This window comes from Herbiconiux sp. VKM Ac-2851 (assembly GCF_013205105.1).
GTDB classification, from domain to species: domain Bacteria; phylum Actinomycetota; class Actinomycetes; order Actinomycetales; family Microbacteriaceae; genus Herbiconiux; species Herbiconiux flava.
The window spans coordinates 603,804-622,356 of record NZ_JABMLJ010000002.1; the positions used below are offsets into that span (position 1 = coordinate 603,804).

An 18,553-nucleotide genomic window follows, 5' to 3' on the forward strand; every position below is an offset into this window, starting at 1 on the left:
TCTAGGATCGAGCGGTGAACTCTTCGTCGCCCTCGGCCGCTCGCCGCGCATCCGCTCGTGTCGTCGTGCTCGCGGCCGTCGTCGACCTCGCGCTGGTGCTGCTGTTCGTGGCGATCGGGCGCCGCAGCCACGACGAGGGTGACGCCCTCTCCGGTTTCGCCGTCACCGCCTGGCCCTTCGTCGTGGGAGCGGCGGTCGGCTGGACCGCCTCGCTCGGCTGGCGCCGCCCGCTCGCCGTGTGGCCGACCGGTGTCGTGGTGTGGCTGGCGGCGGTGGTTCTCGGCATGCTGCTCCGCGTCGCGAGCGGCCAGGGCGTGCAGCTGAGCTTCGTCATCGTGACGGCGATCGTGCTGGGCGTGTTCCTCGTGGGGTGGCGCGCGATCGCGGCCCTCGTGCGGCGGCTCCGAGCCCGCCGCGGCTGACTGCGCGGGGCAGCTCTCGCGCATCCGCCGGCCCGGTCGCTGCCGACCACGCCGCGCCGCGTCGGCCGCGCACGGCCCACCCCCAGCCTCGGCTACGAAGATGAGGCATGCGCTGGAAACTCTGGGCCGCCGCCGCGGGCCTCGCCTCGGCCGCCGCCGTGCTCGCGATCGCCGAGGTGATCGCGGTGTTCGCCGGGGCATCGACGAGCCCGCTCTTCGCGGTCGGATCCCTCGTCATCGACCTCGCCCCACCCGGCGTGAAGGACCTGGTCATCCAGCTCTTCGGCACCGGTGACAAGGCAGCGCTGCTGACGATCCTCGGCGTGGTCGTCGCGGTGCTCGCGGCTCTCGCCGGCCTGCTCGAATGGCGTCGCACCCCGTTCGGCGTCGCCCTCCTGGTGCTCGTCTCGGGCGTCGCGGTACTCGCGGTCACCACCCGCTCGGGCGCGGGCCCGCTCTCGGGCCTGCCGACCGTCGTGGGCATGATCGCCGGTGCCCTCCTGCTCCGGATGCTCGCCCAACGCCTCCGCGCCTGGCAGGCCTCCACCGCCCGAACCCCGGCCCCCGCTGCCGCAGCCCCGACCGCACAAGCGGCGGGCCGCGTCGATCGGCGGCGGTTCCTCGTCGCGACGGGCGTGACCGCGGTCGGCGCCGTCGTCGCCGGAGTGGTCGCCCGCAGCATGAACGCCGCGGCTTCCGCCGTGACCGCCGCCCGCGAGGCCATCACCCTCCCCGCCGCCGCGACCCCCGCGCCCGCCGCCCCGGCCGGGGCCGAGCTCGGCCTCGACGGCCTCGCCTCCTACATCACCCCGAACGACGAGTTCTACCGCATCGACACCGCCCTCCAGGTGCCGAGCGTCGATGCGAGCACGTGGTCGCTGAAGATCACCGGCATGGTCGAGGAGGAGATCGAGCTGTCGTGGAACGATCTCGTCGCGCTGCCGCTGGAGGAGCATCCGGTCACCCTGGCCTGCGTCTCGAACGAGGTCGGCGGCGGCCTGATCGGCAACGCGCTCTGGCTCGGCTACCCGATCCGCGAGCTGCTGGCCCGCGCGAAGCCGCTGCCGGGCGCCGACATGGTGCTCAGCCGCAGCATCGACGGCTTCACCGCGGGCACCCCGCTCGAGGTGCTGCAGGACCCGGATCGCGTCGGCATCCTCGCCGTGGGCATGAACGGCGAACCCCTTCCCGTCGAGCACGGCTTCCCCGTGCGCGTCGTAGTCGCCGGCCTCTACGGCTACGTCTCGGCGACGAAGTGGGTGACCGAGCTGCAGCTCACGACCTTCGACGAGTCGGAGGGCTACTGGACGCCCCGCGGCTGGTCGGCCCTCGGCCCGGTCAAGACCGAGTCGCGCATCGACGTGCCGCGCGTCGGTGCCTCGATCGTGGCCGGCACGGTGCCGATCGCGGGCGTCGCCTGGGCTCAGCACACCGGTATCGAGAAGGTCGAGGTGCGCGTCGACGATGGCCCCTGGGCAGATGCGCGGCTCGCCGACACCGCCGGCATCGACACCTGGGTGCAGTGGGTCTACGAGTGGGACGCCACCCCCGGCGACCACACCGTCTCGGTGCGCGCGACCGACCGCTCGGGCTACACCCAGACCTCCGACGAGGCGCCCCCTGCCCCCGACGGAGCCTCGGGCTGGCACACCCGCACCCTCACGGTCGCCTAGGGTCGCGCGCGGGCTCAGCCGATGAGCGAGGGGCGGAGGTCGCGCAGGGTGCGGTGCCGCGTGATGCGCCGCGCCCCGAGGTACGAGACGAGGAGCGCCCCGACCAGCCAGAAGAACAGCGCCCCCGCGTCGGCCCCCGCGAGCGACACGTCGCCCCCGTACATCAGCTGCCGGATCCCGTCGACCGCGTGACTCATCGGCAGCACCTGGTGCAGCACCTGCAGCGGCCCGGGCAGCGTCTGCCACGGGAACGTGCCGCCCGCGGTCACCAGCTGCAGCACCATCAGCACCAGCCCGAGGAACTGCCCGACACTGCCGAGCAGGATGTTCAGGGCCAGGATGATCGTCGCGAACGTCGCCGAGGTGAGCACCATGAAGCCGAGCATCCCCCACGGGTGCTCGACCTGGTAGCCGAGCGCGAGCGTGATGATGCCGAACACCGCGATCATCTGCACCGCGCCGAGCAGGGCGGGCGCGGCCCAGCCGGCGGTGGTCGCCGTGAAGGGCTTCTTCATCGCGGTGAGCGCGCGCCGTGACAGCGGCTTCACGATCAGGAACAGCGCGTAGATGCCGATCCAGGCCGCGAGGCTGATGAAGAACGGCGCCATGCCGGCCCCGTAGTTGCTCGCCTTCGTGACCGCGTCGCTGTCGACCGCGACCGGGTCGGAGATGGTCTGGGCCGCGGTCTCGCGCTGGTCGGCGGTCTGGTTCGGCACGTCGTCGAGTCCGGATGCGAGGCCGTCGCGCAGCTCGTCCGCCCCGCTGTCGAGGGTGCCGAGACCGCCCGCGAGGTCGAGCGAGCCCTGGGCGAGTTGCGTCACTCCGCCCGCGAGCTGGGACGCGCCGGCCGCCGCCGAGGCGATGCCGTTCGTCAGCGTGGGGGCGGCGTCAGCGAGCTGCTGGGTTCCGGTGGCGAGCTGCGAGGCTCCGGATGCGGCGGTCGCGATGCCGCCGGAGAGCTGCGGAGCCGAGTCGGCCAGCTGCTGCGTGCCGGCGGCGACGGCCGCGCTTCCGGCGGCGAGCTCGCCGATCTGGGTGTTGGCGGCCTGCACCTTGGTGTTGCCGTCGTCCACGGCGGTGGCGATCTGCGCGATGTCGGCGAGGAGCGCCTGCTTCTGCTCGGGCGTGAGGGCGCTGGCGGCGATGGCCGCCTCGGCGTCGGTGCGCACGGCTGCAGCCTGGTTCACCGCATCCTGAACCTGGGTCGCGAGACCCGAGGCGGTGGTCGCGAGCTGGGCGTTGCCCGCCGCGACCTGCTGCGCGCCGTCGTTCAGGCGCGCCGTGTCGTCGGGCAGGGTGGCCGAGCCGGCCTGCAGCTGCTGCAGCCCGGTCGAGAGCTGCTGGGCGCCGTCGTTCAGCTGGTTCGCCTGGTCGGGCAGCGCGGCCGAGCCGGCCTGGAGCTGCTGCAGCCCGTCGGCGAGCGTGAGGGCGCCGATGTTGGCGGTGCCCGCGCCCGAGGCGAGCTGCTGGCCGCCGTCGCTGGCGGTCGCGGTGCCGTCGGCGAGCTGGTCGGCGCCGTCGACGGCGGTCGTCAGGTTCTCGCGCACGGTGGCGAAACCGTCGAGGAGCTTGAGCGCCGCCTCCTTGCCGACCTGCTCGGTGATGCTGGCGCGCACCTTCTCGGCGACCTGGCCGGCGATGGTGGTGGCGAGGAAGCTGTTCGTGTCGTTCGTGGTGAGCTCGACGACGGCCTGGGTCGGCGCGTCGCCCTCGGCGCTCGTGAGTGCGGTCGAGAAGTCGGGGCCGAGCGTGAGGATGAAGTCGAAGGTGCCGTCGCGCACGCCCTGCTCGGCGGTGTCGGCGTCGGTGACGATCCAGCCGACGGACTCGTCCTCGAGCAGCTGGTCCTCGACCTGCTGGCCGTAGTCGACGGGTTCGCCGTCGACGGTGGCGCCGGTGTCCTCGACGACGAGCGCGACGGGCACGTCCTTGAGGTTGCCGTAGGGGTCGTTGTTGGCCCAGAGGTAGAGGCCGGCGTAGAGCACGGGCACGAGCATCAGCGCGACGAGGGCGAGCTTCGCCATGCCGGTCGCGGTGAGCCGCTTCAGCTCGGTGGCGACGAGGTGGTAGGTCTTCACGCGTGTGACTCCGGTTCGGTGTCGGTGAGTTCAGTGGTGGGCGCCGGCGCGGCGGCGGGCGCGGGTGGGGTGGCCGGATGCGCGGGCGGCACGGTCGCGGTGGCCGACGCCTGAGCAGCTGAGGCCTCGACGGCGGCGCGGGCGGCGGCCGCCTCGCGGGCCTCGAGGAGGGGGCGCACGAGCTGCGCCGAGGGGGCGCCGCAGACCACGAGCACAGCGAAGTCGCGGGCCGCCAGGTCGTCGGCGATGTCGAGCCACTCGTGCGGGTCGCCGCCGTGTCGGTCGGGCGAGGCGAGCACGAGCCCGCGCACCCCGCGCCGGAACGCCGCCAGCTCCACCATCAGCCGGATGCGCAGCCCCGCGGGCACGTCCCCCACCCGCACGGTCGCGAAGTCGCCGGCGCCGGCGTCGGCCAGCACCTGGGCGACGGCCGCGCGCGAGGCGGCGCGATCCGAGAACATGAGTTCCTCGCGCACGACGTCGCGCAGCTGCAGGTCGGCGGCGGGCTCGCTCACGTCGGGGGCGTCGACGAGGGCGACGAGTTCCCGGATGCGCGCCGAGTCGTCCACGCCGTCGAGCGTGACCGAGCCGCTGTCGGGCGTCATCCGCCCGCTCAGGATGAGCGAGAGCACGGTCGGCTGGTCGCCGACCTCGGCCTCGGCGACGGTGACCCGCCCGGTCACGAACGTCACGTCGCGCTGCGGAAGCGGGATGCCCGCGTGTCCCTTGCTCACGCCCTGTGCCACGATCTTCATGCCCGGTCCCCTTCGTCGGAAGCCGCGGAGGCGTGAGAAGCGTCAGAGGAGTCGGCATCCCCGGCACTCCACGCCGCGAGCAGCGACGCCGGGATCGACTCCACCAGCGCATCCGCCTCCCGCCACGACAGCCCCGCGACCGACAGCCCCACGGTCATCACGAGCCGCCGCCCCTCGGCCTCGTCGAGGTCGGTGCGCACGGCGACGTCGAGCACGCCGATCGCTGCATCCTCGATCAGCTGCGCGAGGGACTCGACCGGCACGCTCTCCCGGAAGTATCCCTGCGCCACACCGGCGCTGGTGGCCCGGCGAACGGATGCGCGCACCGGCGACAGGGCCGACGCCACCGTCTGCTCGAGCGGGCCGTGCACCGCGAGCTGCGCGAGCACACGCACCTGCTGCACCTCGGCCCAGATGGCGGCGCCGATCAGGGCGAGGTGGATGCGCGGGTCGTCGTGGTGCACGTCGGCCAGCGCCTCGGAGATGCGGGCGCCGCCGCGCGTGAGCAGCTCGGCGAGCAGTTCGTCACGGGAGGAGAAGTGGCCGTAGAGGGCGCGGCGCGAGAGCCCGGCCTCGGCGGCGACGGCGTCGAGCGACGCCTCGGGGTCGCGGCGGAAGACGACCGAGGCGGCGAGCACGATGGCCTCGCGGTTCTCGAGGGCGTCGCGCCGCGGAGCGCGGGGGGAGAGAGTGGTGGTCACGCCCCCGATTCTACTAACTTGCACACGGCTGTGCAAGTTATCCCGAGGTCGTCGCCCGCCACGAGGCCGCCGAGGCCTCGAGGGCCGCCCGCAGCGCACTGATCGCCGCGGATCCGCTCGCCGAGGCCCGGTGCGCCGTGAAGATCGTGCGCCGCGGCGCGCCCGGCGGCGTGACCAGCCGGCAGGTCGTCGGCCGTCCCGCCCAGACGAGCTCGGGCATGAACGCCACGGCGTTGCCCGTCTCGATCAGCCGGATCTGCGTCTGCAGGTCGGCGGTCTCGTACCGCACGTCCGGTTCGAAGCCCGCGACCCGGCAGAGCTGCTCGGCGAAGTGGCGGCTCGCGGTGCCCCGAGGTTCCATCACCCAGGGCATGGTGCGGGCATCCTGCATCGAGGCCAGCGGATGCGGGCTGGCCGCCTCGCCCGGCAGCGCCAGCTCGACCGCGTCGCTGGTGAGGTCGTGCCGCTCGAGACCGCTGAGCCACGGGGCCGAGTGCGCCGGGTACTCCTCGCCGACCACGAGGTCGAACTCCCGCGCCCAGGTGTCGTGCAGCGCCTGGCCGGGCTCGCGCTGCGCCATCTCGATGCGCACGTTCGGATGCTCGTCGGTCATCGATCGCAGGGCCGGGGGCATCAGGGTGAGCGCCGCCGACTGGAACACCGCGACCCGCAGGGTGCCGCTGACGGTCTCGAGCGAGGACTGCAGCGCGACGTCGGCGCGCTCGAGCGTGTCGAGCAGCTCGGCGGCGGACGCGACCAGCACCTCGGCCTGGGGAGTGAGCTGCAGGCGTCGTCCGGTGCGGCGGAACAGGGGCACGCCCGCCTCGCGTTCGAGGGCGCTCAGCTGCTGCGACACGGCCGAGGGGCTGAAGCTGAGCGCTTCGGCGACGGCCGCGATGGTGCCGCGGATCGCCAGTTCGCGCAGCAGCACGAGTTTGCGCACGTCGAGCATCCGGACTCTTCTCTGTTCACCTCAGCTTACGCATATGCATCAGGAACCATCGCTTTTGCTGAGGCTTGCCGTGACGGAGCATTGCTGCATGACCGATCTGACGGATGCGCCCCGCACCACGACCGATGCCGCTGTGACCGGAGCCGCCACGACCGACGCCACCGCCCCCCGCCCGGGGACGAGCACCGACACCGCCGCCCTAACCGACGAGGTCGTCGCGCTGGTGCGCCGCTGGCTGAGCGAGGCCGCGAGCCACGAGTCCGACGTCTCGGCCACCCGCCTGGCCGGCGTGCTCGCCGACCCCAAGGGCCTCGACTTCACGGTCGGCTTCGTCGACGGCGTCGTGCGCCCGGAGGACCTCAAGGTCGCCGCCGCCACGCTCGCCCGGATCGCCCCCGACGTGCCCGCGTTCCTTCCGCTGCCGCTCCGCGCCGCCGTGCGCCTCGGCGGGGTGATGGCACCGGTGCTGCCCGGCGTCGTGGTGCCGATCGCGCGCCGTGTGCTGCGGCAGATGGTCGGCCACCTCGTGATCGACGCCACGGACACCAAGCTCGGGCCGGCGATCGCGAAGATCCGAAAGCCGGGCACGCGCCTGAACGTGAACCTCCTCGGCGAGGCCGTGCTGGGCGAGCAGGAGGCGGGGCGACGGCTCGGTGGCACGGTCCGGCTGCTCGGCCGCGACGACGTCGACTACGTCTCGATCAAGGTCTCGTCGACGGTCGCTCCGCACGCGCCCTGGGCCTTCGAGGACTCGGTCGCCGATGTGGTGGCGAAGCTCATCCCGCTCTTCGCCGAGGCCGCGAAGCCGTTGAAGAGCGGACGGCCCGCGAAGTTCATCAACCTCGACATGGAGGAGTACAAGGATCTCGACCTCACCCTCGAGGTCTTCATGCGTCTGCTCGACCGGCCCGAGTTCCGGCAGCTCGAGGCCGGCATCGTGCTGCAGGCCTATCTGCCCGACGCGCTCGCCGCGATGATGCGCCTGCAGGAGTGGGCGGCGAAGCGCCGGGCCCACGGCGGCGCCGGCGTCAAGGTGCGCCTGGTGAAGGGCGCGAACCTGCCGATGGAGCAGGTCGAGGCCTCGCTGCACGGCTGGCCGCTCGCCACCTGGGGCACGAAGCAGGACTCCGACACCAACTACAAGCGCGTGCTCGACTACGCGCTGCACCCCGACCGCATCGGCAACGTGCGGCTCGGCGTCGCGGGCCACAACCTCTTCGACCTCGCCTACGCCTGGATCGTCGCCGGCCGCCGCGGCGTGCGCGACGGCCTCGAGTTCGAGATGCTGCTCGGCATGGCGCAGGGCCAGGCCGAGGCGGTCAAGCGCGAGGTCGGCTCGCTGCTGCTCTACACGCCGGTGGTGTCGCCGAAGGAGTTCGACGTGGCGATCGCGTACCTGATCCGGCGCCTCGAGGAGGGTGCGTCGCAGGAGAACTTCATGTCGGCCGTGTTCGAGCTGAACGACCGGCCCGAGCTGTTCGAGCGCGAGCGCAGCCGCTTCACCGCCTCGCTCGAGGCCCTCGACACCGCGGTGCCGGCGGCCCGCCGGGTGGCGGACCGCTTCGCGGAGGTGGGTCGATCGGCGCCCGGCCGCTTCGTCAGCACGCCCGACACCGACCCGTCGGTGGCCGCCAATCGCGTGTGGGCCGACGGGATCCTCGCGCGCATCGAGGGCAGCACGCTCGGCGTCGACACCGTCGCGGCCGCGCGCGTCGAGACCGAGGCCGAGCTCGAGCGCATCGTCGCCGCGACCGTTCAAGCCGGGCGCGCGTGGGCGGAGCTGGGGGCCGCCGAGCGCGGCGCCATCCTGCACCGCGCCGGCGACGTGCTCGAGGAGCGCCGGGCCGAGCTGATCGAGGTGATGGCCGCCGAGGCCGGCAAGACCATCGACCAGGCCGACCCCGAGGTCTCGGAGGCCGTCGACTTCGCCCACTACTACGCCGAGCGCGGCCTCGAGCTCGAGGACGTCGAGGGTGCGACGTTCGTGCCCGCCCGCCTGACGCTGGTCACCCCGCCGTGGAACTTCCCCGTCGCCATCCCGGCCGGTTCGGCGCTGGCGGCGCTCGCCGCCGGGTCGCCCGTGCTGTTCAAGCCCGCGGGCCTCTCCGCCCGCTCGGGCGCACTCGTCGCCGAGGCGCTCTGGGCCGCCGGGGTGCCCACCGACGTGCTGCGGCTCGTCGACGTCGACGAGGAGACGCTCGGCCGTCAGCTGGTCTCGCACCCCGCCGTCGACCGCGTCATCCTGACCGGCGCGTTCGAGACGGCCGAGCTGTTCCGCTCGTTCCGCCCTTCGTTGCCCCTCCTGGCCGAGACGAGCGGGAAGAACGCGATCATCGTCACTCCGTCGGCCGACCTCGACCTCGCCGTCAAGGACGTCGTCGCCTCCGCGTTCGGCCACGCCGGCCAGAAGTGCTCGGCCGCGTCGCTCGTGGTGCTGGTGGGCTCGGTGGCGTCCTCGCCGCGCTTCCGCTCGCAGCTGATGGATGCGATCTCCTCGCTGCCCGTCGGCCTGCCCCACGTCGCATCGACCCGCATGGGTCCGCTGATCGAGGCACCCGGCCCGAAGCTCCGCGAGGGGCTCACGACGCTCGGCGCGGGGGAGTCGTGGCTGATCCGCCCGCGCGCGCTCAGCAGCGACGACGCCCGCCTCTGGAGCCCGGGCCTCCGCGACGGCGTCGCGCGAGGCTCGGCGTTCCACCGCACCGAGTACTTCGGCCCGATCCTCGGCATCATGACCGCGGCCACGCTGGAGGAGGCCATCGACATCGTCAACGAGGTCGACTACGGCCTCACCTCCGGTCTGCACTCGCTCGACCGCGGTGAGATCTCGACCTGGCTCGACCGCATCGAGGCCGGCAACCTCTACGTCAACCGCGGCATCACGGGCGCCATCGTCGAGCGCCAGCCCTTCGGCGGCTGGAAGAAGTCGTCCGTCGGCGCGGGCGCCAAGGCCGGCGGGCCGAACTACCTGGTGAACCTGGGGTCGTGGCTGCCGGCGGCGCCCGCCGCGGGTTCGGTCGCAGCCTCCGGTCCGGCTCGAGCCGAGGCGCCGGCCGCCACCGCGGTTCCGGATGCTCCCGTCCTCCTCCCCGCCGTCACCGCCCTCCTGGCCGCCGCCCGTCACTCCCCCCTCGTGGGCGATGACGCCCTGGCGTCCCTGACCCGCGCCGCGCAAAGCGACGCCCGCGTCTGGAGCGACCGCTTCGGCGCCGCCGTCGACGTCTCCCAGGTCGCCGCCGAGCACAACGTCTTCCGCTACCGTCCGGCGGGCGGCACGGTGGTGCGGGCGGGCTCGGCGGCTCCGGCGGTCGAGGTGCTGCGCGTCGTCGCAGCGGCGCTGCGGAGCGGCGACGCGGCCACGGTCAGCGTCGCCGACCCCGAGCTCGCCGCGCTGCTCGAGGGCCTGCCGGACGGGCTGACGCTGACGGTGCAGGTCGAGACGGATGCCCGGTGGGCGGCGTCCCTCGCCGGGCAGGCGCCGGCGCGCATCCGTCTGATCGGCACCCCCGCCGACGAGGTCGTGGCCGCCACCGCCGGACGCCCGGACGTCGCCCTCTGGAGCGGCCCCGTGACCGAGGCCGGACGCCTCGAGCTGCTGCCGTTCCTCCGCGAGCAGGCGGTCTCGATCACGGCCCACCGCTTCGGCACTCCCGACCGCCCGCTGGCCGAGCTGGTCGAGGCGCTCTGAGACGAATCGCACGGGTCCCGGCCTCGCCAGGATGGATTCGTCCAGATCGGCGCGGCCGCTGCCTGAAGGATTCGACGATATGCGCGACGCATCAGGACGACACCCGTCGTCGTGCATACTCCTTGACGTGAACAAAGCCCCCACCGCCCCCAGTCTCGACGGCCGCGAGTTCGTGATGGAGTCCTCGACCAACAGCGCGGTCGACCCCGCGTCGCCGTCGCGGTTCCACTACTTCGAGCGCGACGGCGTGATCTGGGGCGATTACGACGGCGACACCGTGACCTTCGGCCGCTTCGTCGGCACGCGCACCGGGGATGCTCTGCAGGTGTCGTTCGTGCACCAGATGCTCGACGGCGTCACCGTCGTCAGCGGCACCGGCGGCAGCCGGGTCGAGCTCGACGCCGAGGGCCGCGTGCGGCTCGTCGAGGACTTCGAGATCGACGGCGTCGACCACGTCAGCATCTGCGTCGAGGTCTGACCGCGCGAGCGCCTCAGCGCGCCGCGTCCCGCCCGTTCCCCGCGGTCGTGAACCGCGTCATCCCCAGCCGATTCGTCGATCCCGAGCGGTCGGGGACGTCCGAGGGCAGCAGATAGGCCTTCCGCACGACCTCGTCGAGCACCACCACGGACACCACCGACTTCACCTCGGGTCGCGCGGCCACGACGCCGGTCACGAAGTCGTGCACGCCCCCGATGTCGAGCGAGCGCACCAGCAGCATCGCGTCGTGCTCACCGGTCGTGATGCAGCAGTACTCGACGTCGGGCATCTGCAGGATGCCCTCCCGGAACCGGTGCCACGACTGCGGATGCACCGTCACGAACACCAGCGCGCAGACGTCGAGCCCCACCTTGCCCGGGTCGACCTGCGCCGAGAACCCGGTGATCACTCCGGATGCCGTGAGCTGTTCGACCCGGTTGTAGACGCTCGCCCGCGAGACGTTGACCCGCTCCGCGAGCGCCGACATCGAGATGCGCCCGTTCTCCCGCAGGATGGCGAGGATGCGCAGATTGACCTCGTCGAGACCCCCTGCGCTTTGTCCAGCGGCCGGGGTCACGGCCTGATCGGTGATCGACATATCCGACTCCTCACCCGCCGACGGCGGCATTTCGTCCACGATAGTGCCTCTGGGAAAAAGGACTGCGTCGATTTGTGCCACAGTTTCCCAACACCGTCCAGCCGACCCATTCCCAGGAGGCCTCCATGGTTTTCCGCACCACACGCACAACGCGCTCCACCCCGACGCGAGTCGCGATCGCCGCAGCAGCGGTCTCGCTCACCCTCCTCGTCGCGGGCTGCTCCTCGGGCCGCACCGACACCGCCGACAGCGGCACCCAGACGCTCACCATCAACAAGGCGTTCGACCTCAAGACGGCCGACCCGGGCCGCATGTACGAGCCCACCGGCCAGCTGGTCGACAAGGCGCTCTACGAGACCCTCCTCACCTTCGAGGGCGGCGACGTCTCCAAGGTCGTCGACGGCCTCGCGAGCCTCGAGCAGTCCGACGACGCCAAGACCTTCACGCTGACCCTGACCGGCGAGCACACCTTCTCCGACGGCACCGCGATGACCGCCGACGACGTGGTCTTCTCGCTGCAGCGCGTGATCGGCCTGAAGGGCAACCCCTCGTTCCTGCTCGACGGCGTCACCGTCACGAAGCAGGACGACAAGACGGTCGTGCTGACCACCGAGACCCCGACGCCCGCCCTCCCGGCGATCCTCGCGAACCCGGCCCTCGGCATCCTGAACTCCAAGGTCGTGAAGGAGAACGGCGGCACCACCGACGAGACCGACACCGCCGAGAAGTTCCTCAACACCACCTCCGCCGGCTCGGGCCCGTACGTGCTCGACACCCTCGACCTCGCCTCGCAGGTCGTGCTGACCGCGAACGAGAACTACGACGGCGACGCCCCCGGCTACGGCCGCGTGGTCATCCAGAACGTCGAGGGCGCCACTCAGAAGATCAACGTCGAGGGCGGCAGCGCCGACGTGGCGCTCGACCTCTCGGGCACCCAGGCCGAGGCGCTCGGCGACTCGGTCGAGGTCACCAGCGACCCCTCGGCGAACGTGATCTTCCTGCTGCTCAACCAGAACCCGAGCGTCTCGGCGATCACCTCGAACCCCGACTTCGTGAAGGCCGTCAAGGAGGCGATCGACTACGACGACCTCGTCTCGATCGCCGGCACCGGCACCGCGCAGGCCTCCGGCGTCGTGCCGAGCATGCTGCTCGGTGCCCTCCCCGAGAGCGGAGCGCTGACGCAGGACCTCGACGCCGCCAAGGCCGACCTCGCGAAGAGCGGCTACGCCGGAGAGTCGGTGACGCTCAACTTCCCGAGCGACATCAGCCTGAACGGCATCGACTTCCCGACGATCGCCCAGCGCATCCAGTCGCAGCTGAAGGACGCCGGCATCACGGTCGAGCTCGCCCCGGCCCCCGTCGCCACCGAGCTCGACGCCTACCGCAACGGCACCGAGACCATGGGCCTCTGGTACTGGGGCCCCGACTACCCCGACCCGAGCGACTACCTCGTGTTCACCCCGGGCAACGTCGTCGGTCTCCGCTCCGGCTGGGCCGAGGGCGCGAACCCCGCGATCTCGACGCTGGCCGACGCCGCGGCCGCCGGCGGCTCCGACGAGGAGCGCCAGTCGCGCTTCGAGGAGCTGCAGACCGCGCTGAACGCCGACGGCCCCTTCATCCCGCTGCTCCAGCCCGGCAACAACATCGCTGCCGCGAAGGACGTGACGGGCGTCGTCTACAACGCCGTGTGGACCATCGACATCGCGGCCCTCGCCGCGAAGTAGCTCGTGTCCACCAGCACGAAGGCCGTCCGGTCACCGCGTTCGCGCGGTGGCCGGGCGGCCCACCCGTTCCTCCGCTACGCGCTGCGCCGCGTGCTCACCTCGCTGCTGCTCGTGGTGGGCGTGACCCTCGTCACCTTCGTGCTGACGAACCTCGTGCCGGGCGACCCGGTCGCCGCGGCCCTCGGCCAGCGCGCCGCGGAGGACCCCGCGATCGTCGCCCAGTTCCGCGCCACCTACGGTCTCGACCAGCCGCTCGTGGTGCAGTACTTCACCTACCTCGGCAACCTGCTGCAGGGCGACCTCGGCGTCTCGACCACCACGCACAACCCCGTGGTCGACGACCTGGCGAAGGCCCTGCCGGCCACGCTCGAGATCGCGCTCGGCGCCATCGTGCTCAGCGTGATCATCGGCGTGGTGCTCGGCACCATCGCCGCCTACCGCCGCGGCAAGGCCTCCGACCACGTGCTCCGCGTGGTGTCGCTGGCCGGCCTCAGCGTGCCGACGTTCTGGCTCGCGCTGGTGCTCTACTACGTCTTCTACTTCCAGCTGCACATCGCCCCGGGCTCCGGCCGGCTGAGCAGCGACTTCACGACGCCGCCCACGGTGACGGGCCTCTACACGGTGGATGCCCTGCTGGCCGGTCAGCTCGACACCTTCCTCGACGCGGCCTCGCACCTGTTCCTCCCGGTGCTCGTGCTGACCCTCTACACCGTGGGCCTGCTGACCCGGTTCGTGCGCACGGCGGTGCTGGAGATCCTCGACCAGGACTACGTTCGCGCCGCCCGCGCCAAGGGTCTGCCGACCCGCACGGTGATCTTCTCGTACGTGCTGCGGGGGGCGAGCATCCCGATTCTCACCGTCGTGGGTCTCGCCTTCGGCAGCCTGCTCAGCGGCACCGTGCTGGTCGAGGCGATCTTCGCCTGGCCGGGCATCGGCTCGTACGCCTACCAGGCCGCCTCGCACCTCGATCTGCCCGGCATCATGGGCGTGGGCCTCCTGATCGGCGTGATGTACCTGCTGGTGAACCTGATCGTCGACCTGCTCTACGGCGTGCTCGACCCGAGAGTGAGGCTGGCCTCGTGACGGATGCGCGAACCACCCGCCCCGACCCGCGCGACGGTGCCCCGGCCGGCCCCCGCGACGGTGTCGGCGCCGGGATGCTCGACCCAGTCTCCGCCGCCGGCCCGCGCTGGCGTCGCCCGCGCCTCCGGCTCGGTCGCTGGTCGGCGCCGCTCGGCCTCCTGGGCGCCGCCGTCGGGATCCTCTGGATCCTCGTCGCCCTGCTCGCCCCCGTGATCGCCCCGCACGACCCGCTCGCGCAGGACCTGCCGATCCTCCAGGCGCCCGGCGAGGGCACCCTGATGGGCACCGACGCGCTCGGCCGCGACGTGTTCTCCCGCGTGATCTGGGGTGCGCGCGTCACCATCCCGCTGGCCCTGCTGCTGGTCGTCATGTCGGTGCTGATCGGCGCGATCGTCGGGGCCGTCGCCGGGTTCTTCGGCCGCGCGGTCGACGAGGTGGCGATGCGCGTCACCGACCTGGTGATGGCGTTCCCCACGGTCATCCTGGCCATGGTCATCGCGGCCGCTCTCGGCGCCTCGCTGCTGAACGCGGTGCTCGCGGCGCTGATCGTGTCGTGGCCGGCCTACGCCCGTCTCACCCGCGGTCTCGTGCTCGGGCTGCGCTCCTCGAACTACGTCGTGTCGGGGCAGCTGCTCGGCTTCTCGCCGCTGCGGTCGCTCGGCCGTGACATCGCGCCGAACATCGTCGGGCCCGTGCTGGTGCTCGCGAGCCTCGACATCGGCACGGCCATCCTGCTGCTGTCGGGCCTGTCGTTCCTCGGGCTCGGGGCGAAGCCGCCGACCGCCGAGTGGGGGTCGATGGTGTCGGATGCGATCCAGAACTTCGACGCGTGGTGGATCGGGGTCTTCCCGGGACTTGCCATCCTCACCGTCGTGATCGCGTTCAACTTCGTCGGCGACGCCCTGCGCGACGCCCTCGATCCGAAGTCGCAGACCATCCGCGGGGGAGGCACCACGCTGTGACCGACGCACTCACCATCAGCGGGCTGCGCATCCGCACCCGCACGCATGCCATCGTCGACGGGATCGACCTGGCGCTCACGCGCGGCGGTATCCACGGGCTGGCCGGGGAATCGGGGTCGGGCAAGACGATGACGGCGCTGGCCGTGCTCGGGCTGCTGCCCGGGTCGATGACGGCGAGCGGGAGCATCCGGCTGGCCTCGGATTCTCCGGCCGACGGTTCCGACATCGAGCTCGTCGGCGCCTCGCGGCAGGTGCTCGGCGCGGTGCGCGGGCGCCGGGTCGCGATGGTCTTCCAGGACCCGTCGACGAGCCTGCACCCCCAGCTCACCGTCGGCCGTCAGCTCACCGACCACCTGCGCCACCACCTCGGCCTCTCCAAGACCGCGGCGCGGTCGAAGGCCGAGGCGCTGCTCGAGCGGGTGCGGGTTCCGGATGCGCGGGCCGCCCTCTCCCGCTACCCCCACCAGTTCTCCGGCGGTCAGCGTCAGCGCATCGCGATCGCGGTGGCTCTCGCCTGCGACCCCACCGTGCTGCTGGCCGACGAGCCGACCACCGCGCTCGACGTGACCGTGCAGGCCGGAGTGCTCCAGCTGCTGCGGGAGCTGGTCGATGACGGGGGGCTGAGCATCCTGCTCGTCACCCATGATCTGGGCGTGATGAGCGCCGTCGCCGACGAGGTGACGGTGATGCGTCAGGGGCTCGTCGTGGAGTCGGCGCCGCGGGAGCAGCTGTTCACCGCGCCGCAGGACGCCTACACGCGCTCGCTGCTCGCGGCGCTGCCGGGGTCGAGCTTCGAGGAGAGCCCGGAGGTGCTCGTGGAGGAGCTGGTCGAGGGGCACGAGGCCGGCTCTGCGGGTGGCGCCTCGGCGGGTGGCGCTGCGGTCGCCGGTTCTGCGGTCGATGATGCGGACGACGTCGAAGGGGGAGCGCGATGAGCGCCGGAACGGTTCTCGAGGCCGAGGGCATCGTCGTGGAGTACGGGCGACGGCCGGCGTTGCGGGCCGTGGACGGGGTCGGCTTCCGGGTCGCGGCCGGGGAGGTCGTCGCGCTCGTCGGCGAGAGCGGCTGCGGCAAGTCGAGCCTCGCGCGCGCCGTCGTCGGCATCGAGAAGCGCCGGGCGGGCGACGTGCGCCTGAACGGCGTCGACGTGCCGCCGCTCGGCCTCCGCCGCCGCAGCCCCGCGATGACGGGGATGCAGATGGTCTTCCAGGACCCGAACTCCTCGCTCAACCCCCGCCGCCGCATCGGCGATCAGCTCGGCGACGGCGTGCGCGCCGCGCTCGCCCGCGGCGACGAGGGCTCCGACCCCGCCGACTGGCTGCGCCGCGTCGGGCTCGACCCGGCGATGCTGACCCGCTTCCCGCACGAGTTCTCGGGCGGACAGAAGCAGCGCATCGCCATCGCCCGGGCGCTGGCCGCCCGGCCGCGGATGCTCGTCGCCGACGAGCCCATCTCGGCCCTCGACGCCTCGACCCAGACGAGCGTCGCCGCGCTGATGCGCTCCTTGAGCGTCGAGGCCGGCGCCGGGATGCTGTTCATCTCGCACGACCTCTCGGTGGTGCGGCGCATCGCCGACCGCGTGCTCGTGATGTACCGCGGCCGGGTCGTGGAGTCGGGCGACACCGAGACCGTCTGGCAGAACCCGCTGCACCCCTACACGCGGGCGCTGCTCGCGGCGATCCCGCTGCCCGACGGCCTCGGCCGATTGCCGCTCGCGCCGGCGGAGGCCGACCGGGCCACCTGGCTCGACGACGTGCCCGCCGCCCTGGAGCGGACCGCCGCATGACCCCGCGCACGACCTCCTCCGCGAAGCGCGACGCCGGGGCGGAGCCGGAGACCGGGGACGCGGCACCGCCTGCGGAGCCGACCGCGGGCGTGCCGGCGGCATCCGCTCTGTGGACCATGCCGCGGGCCGTGAACCGCAGCCCGCTGCCCGGCGACGGCGCGTTCATGACCGCCGGATGGGCCGACCCCGAGCCGGTGATCGACCCCGACGACCCCGTGATCGCCTACACGGCCGAGCGGCGGTCGCGGCTGGCGCAGGCGCTGCCGGCCGAGCTGCTGATCATCCCCGCGGGGCTGCCGCGGGTGCGCTCGAACGACAGCGACCACCGCTTCCGACCGGGCACCGATCACGTCTGGCTGACCGGCAACGACGTGGCCGAGAGCGTGCTGGTCGTCGACACGACGGGTGGCGAGGCGGGGTCGATCCTCTACCTGCGCGCCCCGTCGGGCCGCGACGGCGACGAGTTCTGGCAGAACGACGCGCTCGGCGACCTCTGGGTGGGGCCGCGTCCGACGCTCGCCGAGACGCAGGCGGCGCTCGGCATCGAGACCCGGCCGCTGACCGACTTCACCCGCGACTTCGAACGGGCGGCGCGGCGGGCCCGGCGCATCCGGGTGCTGCCCACGCTCGACGAGAGCGTCGACGAGCTCGTGCGGCAGACCTGCGGCACCGCCTTCTCGCCGCATTTCGCCCTCAAGGCGGCGCTCGACGAGCTGCGCCTGATCAAGAACGACTGGGAGATCGGGCAGCTGCAGCTCGCCGTCGACGGCACGGCCCGCGGCTTCGACGACTGCCTCGAAGCCTGGCAGGATGCGCGTGCCGAGCCCCGAGGCGAGCGCTACCTCGAAGGCACCTTCGCGCGCCGCGCCCTCGTCGAGGGGGAGGGGCCGGCGTACGGCTCGATCGTCGCCGCCGGATCCCACGCGACCACGCTGCACTACACCCGCAACACCGGCCCGCTCGTCGACGGCGACCTCGTGCTGATGGACCTGGGCGTCGAGCTGCCGTCCCTCTACGCCGCCGACATCACCCGCACCCTGCCGGTCAGCGGAACCTTCACCCCGCTGCAGCGCGACGTCTACTCGATCGTGCTGCGCGCGCAGCAGGCGGGCATCGACGCGCTGCGGGCGGGCGTGCGCTTCCAGGACTACCAGGACGCGTGCGGGCGCTCGCTGACGGAGGGGCTGATCGAGCTGGGGCTGATCCGCTGCTCGGTCGACGAGGCGATGGCGCCCTCGGCGTCGTACCACCGCCGCTGGAGCATCTCGCGCGCGGGGCACATGCTCGGCATGGACGTGCACGACTGCAACCACGCCCCCCACGAGACGTACCTCGGCGGAGTGCTCGCGGCGGGCCACACGCTCACGGTCGAGCCGGGGCTGTACTTCCAGCCGGGTGACCTGACGGTGCCGGCCGAGCTGCGGGGGCTGGGCATCCGGATCGAGGACGACCTCGTCGTCACCGAGACCTCGTCCATCCTGCTCTCGGCGGGGCTGCCGCGGACGCCCGCCGCGGTGGAGGAGTGGATGGGGGCGCTGGCGCGCTGAGCGTCGCTGGGCGCCGGCGCTCGCCGCCCTTGCACCGCGGCCTCGTCGGGGGCGCGCGCCCGGGCGGCGGCGTGCCCGGCTCCGGTCTGCCCGGCTTGGGCCTGAC

At 72.8% G+C, this 18,553-nt stretch carries 15 protein-coding genes; 10 read left to right on the plus strand and 5 right to left on the minus strand.

Annotated features, from left to right (window positions below; genetic code table 11):
* The first annotated feature begins 14 nt into the window (after positions 1–14).
* On the plus strand, positions 15–422 hold the full coding sequence (locus tag HQQ85_RS09550) for a DUF3054 domain-containing protein (RefSeq protein WP_173182276.1): 408 nt from the start codon (positions 15–17) through the stop codon (positions 420–422).
* 107 nt (positions 423–529) lie between these two features.
* Complete coding sequence (locus HQQ85_RS09555; protein ID WP_173182277.1) at positions 530–2,095, plus strand: molybdopterin-dependent oxidoreductase; 1,566 nt, start codon at positions 530–532, stop codon at positions 2,093–2,095.
* A gap of 14 nt (positions 2,096–2,109) precedes the next feature.
* Here the strand turns inward: HQQ85_RS09555 and HQQ85_RS09560 are convergent, their stop codons facing one another.
* The 4 genes from HQQ85_RS09560 to HQQ85_RS09575 are packed head-to-tail and all read right to left on the minus strand — an operon-like array spanning position 2,110 to position 6,581.
* On the minus strand, positions 2,110–4,173 hold the full coding sequence (locus tag HQQ85_RS09560; RefSeq protein ID WP_173182278.1) for a YhgE/Pip domain-containing protein: 2,064 nt from the start codon (positions 4,171–4,173) through the stop codon (positions 2,110–2,112).
* The gene (locus HQQ85_RS09565) at positions 4,170–4,928 is read right to left on the minus strand and encodes a hypothetical protein (protein ID WP_173182279.1); all 759 of its coding nucleotides are present in this window, start codon (positions 4,926–4,928) and stop codon (positions 4,170–4,172) included. The genes HQQ85_RS09560 and HQQ85_RS09565 overlap by 4 nt, the downstream gene beginning before the upstream one ends.
* Positions 4,925–5,629, minus strand: coding sequence for a TetR/AcrR family transcriptional regulator (locus tag HQQ85_RS09570; RefSeq protein ID WP_173182280.1), 705 nt, complete (start codon positions 5,627–5,629; stop codon positions 4,925–4,927). The genes HQQ85_RS09565 and HQQ85_RS09570 overlap by 4 nt, the downstream gene beginning before the upstream one ends.
* A gap of 37 nt (positions 5,630–5,666) precedes the next feature.
* On the minus strand, positions 5,667–6,581 hold the full coding sequence (locus HQQ85_RS09575; RefSeq protein WP_173182281.1) for a LysR family transcriptional regulator: 915 nt from the start codon (positions 6,579–6,581) through the stop codon (positions 5,667–5,669).
* Positions 6,582–6,669: 88 nt separating this feature from the next.
* On the opposite strand from HQQ85_RS09575, the gene HQQ85_RS09580 reads away from it, so the two are divergent.
* Positions 6,670–10,269 (plus strand): bifunctional proline dehydrogenase/L-glutamate gamma-semialdehyde dehydrogenase, encoded by a 3,600-nt coding sequence (locus HQQ85_RS09580; protein WP_173182282.1) that lies wholly within the window; start codon positions 6,670–6,672, stop codon positions 10,267–10,269.
* A gap of 127 nt (positions 10,270–10,396) precedes the next feature.
* On the plus strand, positions 10,397–10,747 hold the full coding sequence (locus HQQ85_RS09585) for a hypothetical protein (protein WP_371741834.1): 351 nt from the start codon (positions 10,397–10,399) through the stop codon (positions 10,745–10,747).
* Between the two features lie 13 nt (positions 10,748–10,760).
* Here the strand turns inward: HQQ85_RS09585 and HQQ85_RS09590 are convergent, their stop codons facing one another.
* Positions 10,761–11,345, minus strand: a complete 585-nt coding sequence (locus HQQ85_RS09590) for an Lrp/AsnC family transcriptional regulator (RefSeq protein ID WP_173182283.1) — start codon at positions 11,343–11,345, stop codon at positions 10,761–10,763.
* 125 nt (positions 11,346–11,470) lie between these two features.
* On the opposite strand from HQQ85_RS09590, the gene HQQ85_RS09595 reads away from it, so the two are divergent.
* Genes HQQ85_RS09595 through HQQ85_RS09620 form a run of 6 tightly spaced genes read left to right on the plus strand, consistent with a single transcriptional unit; the run spans position 11,471 to position 18,447 of the window.
* The gene (locus HQQ85_RS09595) at positions 11,471–13,069 is read left to right on the plus strand and encodes an ABC transporter substrate-binding protein (RefSeq protein ID WP_173182284.1); all 1,599 of its coding nucleotides are present in this window, start codon (positions 11,471–11,473) and stop codon (positions 13,067–13,069) included.
* Positions 13,070–13,072: 3 nt separating this feature from the next.
* Positions 13,073–14,152: an ABC transporter permease gene (locus tag HQQ85_RS09600; protein ID WP_173182285.1), complete on the plus strand. Its 1,080-nt coding sequence runs from the start codon at positions 13,073–13,075 to the stop codon at positions 14,150–14,152.
* Positions 14,149–15,114 carry an ABC transporter permease gene (locus tag HQQ85_RS09605; RefSeq protein ID WP_370545091.1) on the plus strand — a complete coding sequence of 322 codons (966 nt, stop codon included), beginning with the start codon at positions 14,149–14,151 and terminating at the stop codon, positions 15,112–15,114. Before HQQ85_RS09600 ends, HQQ85_RS09605 begins: the two co-directional genes overlap by 4 nt.
* The gene (locus HQQ85_RS09610) at positions 15,111–16,049 is read left to right on the plus strand and encodes an ABC transporter ATP-binding protein (protein ID WP_173182286.1); all 939 of its coding nucleotides are present in this window, start codon (positions 15,111–15,113) and stop codon (positions 16,047–16,049) included. The genes HQQ85_RS09605 and HQQ85_RS09610 overlap by 4 nt, the downstream gene beginning before the upstream one ends.
* Complete coding sequence (locus HQQ85_RS09615) at positions 16,046–16,900, plus strand: ATP-binding cassette domain-containing protein (RefSeq protein ID WP_173182287.1); 855 nt, start codon at positions 16,046–16,048, stop codon at positions 16,898–16,900. The genes HQQ85_RS09610 and HQQ85_RS09615 overlap by 4 nt, the downstream gene beginning before the upstream one ends.
* Entirely contained in the window at positions 16,897–18,447 is a 1,551-nt protein-coding gene (locus tag HQQ85_RS09620) for an aminopeptidase P family protein (protein ID WP_216851602.1), read from the plus strand. Before HQQ85_RS09615 ends, HQQ85_RS09620 begins: the two co-directional genes overlap by 4 nt.
* Positions 18,448–18,553 lie beyond the last annotated feature (106 nt).

Coding starts and splice junctions, on each gene's coding strand:
- HQQ85_RS09555 (WP_173182277.1), top strand. CDS start 530: ATGCGCTGGAAACTCTGGGCCGCCGCCGCGGGCCTCGCCTCGGCCGCC.
- HQQ85_RS09565 (WP_173182279.1), bottom strand. CDS start 4,928: ATGAAGATCGTGGCACAGGGCGTGAGCAAGGGACACGCGGGCATCCCG.
- HQQ85_RS09575 (WP_173182281.1), bottom strand. CDS start 6,581: ATGCTCGACGTGCGCAAACTCGTGCTGCTGCGCGAACTGGCGATCCGC.
- HQQ85_RS09580 (WP_173182282.1), top strand. CDS start 6,670: ATGACCGATCTGACGGATGCGCCCCGCACCACGACCGATGCCGCTGTG.
- HQQ85_RS09590 (WP_173182283.1), bottom strand. CDS start 11,345: ATGTCGATCACCGATCAGGCCGTGACCCCGGCCGCTGGACAAAGCGCA.
- HQQ85_RS09595 (WP_173182284.1), top strand. CDS start 11,471: ATGGTTTTCCGCACCACACGCACAACGCGCTCCACCCCGACGCGAGTC.
- HQQ85_RS09615 (WP_173182287.1), top strand. CDS start 16,046: ATGAGCGCCGGAACGGTTCTCGAGGCCGAGGGCATCGTCGTGGAGTAC.
- HQQ85_RS09620 (WP_216851602.1), top strand. CDS start 16,897: ATGACCCCGCGCACGACCTCCTCCGCGAAGCGCGACGCCGGGGCGGAG.